We start from the raw sequence: 5,586 nt of genomic DNA on the forward strand, positions 1-5,586 counted from the left end.
AGTCAAAAACAGAAAATGTCAGTGAAAGCCCCTCACCCCAACCCTCTCCCAGAGTACCAACCGAGAACATCCTGAATACTTGTGTAGGGGAGAGGGAGCAGTCCGGTGTCGTGGATAAGCCCGTGCGGCTTCGGAAAGAGGGAACCTTTGATTAGCCATATCACTTCGGCAGTGATGAGTCAGCCTAAGGATGGGGTATGACGCAGAGAAAACAGCGGGCTCGATCGGTTCCCTCTCCTGGGGGAGAGGGTTAGGGTGAGGGGACACATTACTCGGCTATCCCGAATTATCTCTTCATTGGTAAATGATTAAATATAACCGGGTTCCCACCTGGAAATATTCATGAAATTTTTAGTTCCAAACCGGCCAGGCTAATTCATACATATCATTAATGCTGATAGATTTTATATAACTCAGACTTCTGCAAGAGTCGAGATAATGTAATTATCATATTGTTATGATTTACAAGGATATTTTTAATAGCCCATGAGGACTGCGGTTATTAGCTAACAAGAAATTACAAGTGAATAAAAACAAATAATAGCCATGCGCGGTGGATCGAGTAGACTAGATGATAATTTGTTCCGTCAGAGTATTTAAATCATGTCTACTGAAAGCGCGTCTTTAAAACATCACAATACTTTTGCGCTCCCGGTCAATGCAGCGCATTTAGTCATTGCTGAAGAAATTGAAATGATGATTAAAGCCTGGCAGCAGGCGCAAAAGCGCCAAGAGCCACTGCTGGTACTCGGTGAAGGGAGCAACGTCCTGTTCCTGGAGGATTTTGCCGGTACGGTCATGATTAACCAGTTAAAAGGTATCACGGTCAGGGAAGAGCAGGACGCCTGGCATCTGCATGTCAGCGCCGGAGAGAACTGGCACTATCTGGTTAGCCAGATGCTCGAGCGTGGCATCCCTGGGCTGGAAAATCTGGCCTTGATCCCTGGTTTAGTCGGTTCGGCCCCGATCCAGAATATCGGGGCGTACGGCATTGAGCTTAAACAGGTCTGTGAATATGTCGACCTGCTGAACCTGACTACGGGCGAAATCGATCGTATGGACCCTGAACGCTGCCAGTTTGGTTACCGGGAAAGCGTTTTTAAGCATGAGCTTAAGCAAGGCTTCGTGATTGTGGCCGTGGGTTTACGGCTTAGCAAACAGTGGAGCCCGCTGCTGAACTACGGCGACCTTGCCAAGCTGGATCCCAAGACGGTAACGCCGCAGCAGGTATTTGATGCGGTATGCGCCATGCGGCGCAGCAAGCTGCCGGATCCACGTATTACCGGCAATGCAGGCAGCTTCTTTAAAAACCCACTGGTGAGCGGGGAAGTCGCTAAAACGTTATTAGCCCAATATCCAGCAATGCCACATTATCCGCAGCCGGACGGGCAAGAAAAGCTGGCTGCCGGTTGGCTGATCGATCAGTGTTCACTCAAGGGGCATCAGATCGGTGGCGCAGCTGTGCACCGTCAGCAGGCCTTGGTATTGGTAAATGCCGATAATGCCAGCAGCCAGGATGTGGTTGCTCTGGCCAGGCACGTGCGCAATACGGTAGCGAAGAAATTCGATGTCTGGTTAGAGCCGGAGGTACGTTTTATGGGCGCTACTGGTGAGCTGGATGCCGTAGAGGTCATTTCATGAGAGACACCACAGTACCACTGAAGATCATCTCCCTACTGGCGGACGGCGAGTTCCACTCTGGCGAACATTTAGGTGAGTCATTGGGCATGAGCCGCGCAGCGATTAACAAGCATATTCAGACCATCCGGGAGTGGGGGTTGGATGTGTTCACGGTTCCGGGGAAAGGCTATAGCCTACCTGCGGCGATCAATTTGCTGGATGCTGAGCGTATTCTTGGTTTACTGGAAGACAAGCGGGTCACGGTGTTGCCCGTCGTTGATTCAACCAACCAGTATCTGTTGGACAGGCTTGCAGAACTGGCTTCCGGTGATGCCTGTATTGCCGAGTATCAGCAGGCAGGACGTGGTCGACGTGGTCGGCAGTGGATTTCACCCTTCGGTGCCAACCTTTACTTATCCATGTTCTGGCGTCTTGAACAAGGGCCAGCGGCCGCGATGGGGTTGAGCCTGGTTATTGGCATCGTGATGGCGGAAGTGTTGCAGCGTCTCGGTGCAGAACAGGTCCGTGTGAAATGGCCCAATGATTTATACCTTAACGATCGCAAGTTGGCCGGTATTCTGGTTGAGCTGACCGGTAAAACCGGGGATGCAGCCCAGTTGGTGCTGGGAGCGGGTATCAACATGGCGATGCGCGAAACCAACGCCAGTCAGATTGATCAGCGCTGGATCAACCTACAGGAAGCCGGGATCACTATCGATCGCAATGAATTGGCCGCCAAATTGCTTAATGAGCTACGCAATTCATTACGGCAATTTGAAATAGACGGGTTAGCACCCTTTATTTCACGTTGGCGTAAATTAGATAACTTTATCGATCGTCCGGTTAAGCTATTAATCGGTGAACAACAGATTTTCGGTATTGCCCGCGGTATTGATCAGCAGGGTGCATTGCTGCTTGAGCAGGAAGGAGTAATAAAACCCTTTATTGGTGGTGAAATATCTTTGCGGAGTGCTGAATAAGCTAAAGTAAGAGAGGCCATTGGCCTCTCTTACGTTATCGATTATTTCCGTAACCGTACACTTTCCACAGCGTGATTGGCACTCTTAGTCATAATCAAGCTGGCTCTCTCGCGAGTTGGTAAGATATTCTGCTGTAAATTCAATCCGTTAATCTCATTCCACAGCTGAGTAGCGATGTTGATCGCCTCCGTTTCCGGCAACTGCGCATAGCTATGGAAATAGGAGTCTGGGTTAGAGAACGCACCCTGACGGAATTTCAGGAAGCGGTTGATATACCAGCTTTGCAATAGATCGCCAGGGGCATCGACATAGATTGAGAAATCAACAAAGTCGGAGACAAATACCCGGTGAGGATCGTGTGGATAGTCCATCCCGCTTTGCAAAACATTCAATCCTTCCAGGATCAGAATATCAGGCTGTTCGATAACTTTATTGCCTTCAGGAACGACGTCATAGATCAGGTGAGAATAAACCGGTGCAGTAACACGTTTGGCACCGGATTTAACTTCCGAAACGAATTTCACCAGGCTATGCATATCGTAGGATTGCGGGAACCCTTTCTTCTTCATCAGGCCGCGCTCGTTCAGCACCTTGTTCGGGTGCAGAAAACCGTCTGTGGTGATCAGCTCCACGCTACGATGTTCCGGCCAGCGGCTCAACAATGCCTGCAATAAACGCGCCGTGGTACTTTTACCTACGGCTACGCTGCCAGCAATGCCGATCACATAAGGAATGCGTTGGCCATCTGTGCCAAGGAATTGCTCCAGAACTGCCTGGCGACGCAGGTTCGAACTGATATAGAAGTTCAGCAACCGTGAGAGCGGCAAGTAGATCTGCGCGACTTCTTCCAAGGAGAGATCTTCGTTAATCCCTTTGAGTTTAACAATCTCTTCTTCTGACAGCGTCAGCGGCACCGAATCCCGTAAGGCGGCCCACTGGCTGCGATCGAACTGAAGGTAAGGCGTCGCTAAAGATTGATCTCTTTTTATCATAAGCCAAATTCTGCCTGTTAACGCAGGTTGGGAAAGGCGCTGGACGCCAACTCCAGATAATAATCAAACTGCATATTATAGACAGCTGGCTTTTAGGCGTAGACTTTTTTCGCATTTGTGGTCGATTAGTGGCAGTTTTTACCAATAGTGCGAACAGGTACGCAATTGATAAAGGGCTTGTTGCAGGGCGGTATCACTGGGTAATGATACCGTTTTCAGGTCAGCTTGCGGCGGCGCGAGAGGGTTGCTGAACGGCAAACAGCCGCTTGTAGTAAATCGCCGTAGGGTGGTAATACCCGTCGGGAGCCGCGGCGTAATCGGGTATCTCCCCGAGGCAGCGGTAGCCCAACGAGCGATACAGCGCTTCGGCTGCAGAGCCGGCCTGGGTGTCCAGATAAAGCAGGCCACGGTGGATCTCAAGCGCCATTTTTTCCAGCGTTTTCATCAACGCCTGGCCAACGCCATTGCGACGGGCGCGGCTGTGCACCAGCAGTTTTTGTACTTCGGCCCGGTTGCGGCCGTTGGGCTTCTGACACAGGGCTAGTTGGGCTGTGCCAATGACACCGCTTTCATCTCTGGCAATCCACAATAGTAACTCTCCTTTGGCCAATGCTGGGCGCAGGCTATGGAAGTAGCTCTCGGCATCTTCGTGGGGAATTTGCGTGTCGTAACCTACTGAAGCCCCATGAGTGACCGCATCGGTGAGCAACTGCGCCAGTTCGGCACGGTAAATGGGAAGCGTTGCCGCATTGATCAGGACAATTTTCATCGGTCATACCTCCTGGTTATTTGGGATAATGAAGATAAGCAATAAACGCGCCAATACGGCTAGCCTGTGCGGGTGCAGCCAATCCAGGGACGAAAGCGGTATACAGGCACCATCAGAGAGCACTGTCCTCTTTGTGGTGCACTACCCAGATCGCGGCTTTCAACCGATGGGCTATCTTTGATTGAGCGATACAGCAAAGTGCAGGGAAAGCCTCAGCAGGATAGGTCTAAAATAGTTTAGAGTAATGCCCATAATTGATGAAATTTTGCGCCTCAACGGTAAAAAATTGCGAGCCGGATGCAGAAATCGGCTGATTTATGAGCGATAGGGCTTAGATCGCAATTTTTTTGTTGCATAGCCCGTCAGCTCTACCTAGAATGCGCTGCACTTGATGCCGGCTTAGCTCAGTAGGTAGAGCAACTGACTTGTAATCAGTAGGTCACCAGTTCGATTCCGGTAGCCGGCACCATTCAAGTATAAAGTGGTCAATACAGTAGTTAAAATCTGGTGGGGTTCCCGAGCGGCCAAAGGGAGCAGACTGTAAATCTGCCGTCACAGACTTCGAAGGTTCGAATCCTTCCCCCACCACCATATTAGACCCGAGGTACTGGGTCACACCGAGCGGTAATGCTGAATCAAGCGCCGGTCGGGGAAGGTGAAAACCTTCAAACAGTTCGCGCCGCGTAACGGAAGTTGCTGGCACGAAGGGTGAAGAGTTAAGCGACGAACAATCCTTCTCTCCACCTTTAAAGTCTACAGAAAAGTCAGGTAGCCGAGTTCCAGGATGCGGGCATCGTATAATGGCTATTACCTCAGCCTTCCAAGCTGATGATGTGGGTTCGATTCCCACTGCCCGCTCCAAGATGTGCTGATATAGCTCAGTTGGTAGAGCGCACCCTTGGTAAGGGTGAGGTCGGCAGTTCGAATCTGCCTATCAGCACCACTTCTTAATTTCTCGCCCCCTGATTTTCTTTCTGTTTCCTGAATTCAACAAGCAAATGCTTGGTTGATGTGGTGATACCACCGATTTATCCGTGTCTTAGAGGGACAATCGATGTCTAAAGAAAAATTTGAACGTTCAAAACCGCACGTTAACGTCGGTACTATCGGCCACGTTGACCACGGCAAAACTACCCTGACTGCTGCAATCACTACCGTTCTGGCTAAAACCTACGGTGGTTCTGCACGTGCTTTCGACCAGATCGACAACGCGCCAGAAGAGAAG

5 protein-coding genes and 4 tRNA genes are annotated in these 5,586 nt (G+C 50.4%); 7 read left to right on the forward strand and 2 right to left on the reverse strand.

All coding sequences use genetic code 11. The annotated features are described in order from the left end of the window. Window positions 1–603: 603 nt before the first annotated feature. A complete protein-coding gene (gene murB, locus ACKWMY_RS27685) occupies window positions 604–1,641 on the forward strand; it encodes a UDP-N-acetylmuramate dehydrogenase (protein WP_024531377.1) in 1,038 nt (345 codons plus the stop codon). Continuing rightward, window positions 1,638–2,600, forward strand: a complete 963-nt coding sequence (gene birA, locus ACKWMY_RS27690; protein WP_098929072.1) for a bifunctional biotin--[acetyl-CoA-carboxylase] ligase/biotin operon repressor BirA — start codon at window positions 1,638–1,640, stop codon at window positions 2,598–2,600. Before murB ends, birA begins: the two co-directional genes overlap by 4 nt. A gap of 41 nt (window positions 2,601–2,641) precedes the next feature. On the opposite strand, the gene coaA is transcribed toward birA, so the two are convergent. Then, entirely contained in the window at window positions 2,642–3,592 is a 951-nt protein-coding gene (coaA, locus tag ACKWMY_RS27695) for a type I pantothenate kinase (RefSeq protein ID WP_021808140.1), read from the reverse strand. 220 nt (window positions 3,593–3,812) lie between these two features. Then, window positions 3,813–4,361 carry a GNAT family N-acetyltransferase gene (locus tag ACKWMY_RS27700; protein ID WP_308873287.1) on the reverse strand — a complete coding sequence of 183 codons (549 nt, stop codon included), beginning with the start codon at window positions 4,359–4,361 and terminating at the stop codon, window positions 3,813–3,815. 393 nt (window positions 4,362–4,754) lie between these two features. Here ACKWMY_RS27700 and ACKWMY_RS27705 point away from each other — a divergent pair. From ACKWMY_RS27705 to ACKWMY_RS27725, 5 genes are all read left to right on the forward strand, one after another. Further along, window positions 4,755–4,830: transfer RNA gene (locus ACKWMY_RS27705), tRNA-Thr, on the forward strand. Between the two features lie 37 nt (window positions 4,831–4,867). Continuing rightward, a tRNA-Tyr gene (locus ACKWMY_RS27710) sits at window positions 4,868–4,952 on the forward strand. A 195-nt stretch (window positions 4,953–5,147) separates the two neighbouring features. Then, a tRNA-Gly gene (locus ACKWMY_RS27715) sits at window positions 5,148–5,222 on the forward strand. Window positions 5,223–5,228: 6 nt separating this feature from the next. Further along, a tRNA-Thr gene (locus ACKWMY_RS27720) sits at window positions 5,229–5,304 on the forward strand. A 111-nt stretch (window positions 5,305–5,415) separates the two neighbouring features. Beyond that, a partial coding sequence (locus ACKWMY_RS27725) for a GTP-binding protein (RefSeq protein WP_235163334.1) occupies window positions 5,416–5,586 on the forward strand: 171 nt, incomplete at its 3' end.

The sequence above is a fragment of the Serratia sp. J2 genome, assembly GCF_046269175.1.
Lineage (GTDB): Bacteria > Pseudomonadota > Gammaproteobacteria > Enterobacterales > Enterobacteriaceae > Chania > Chania fonticola_C.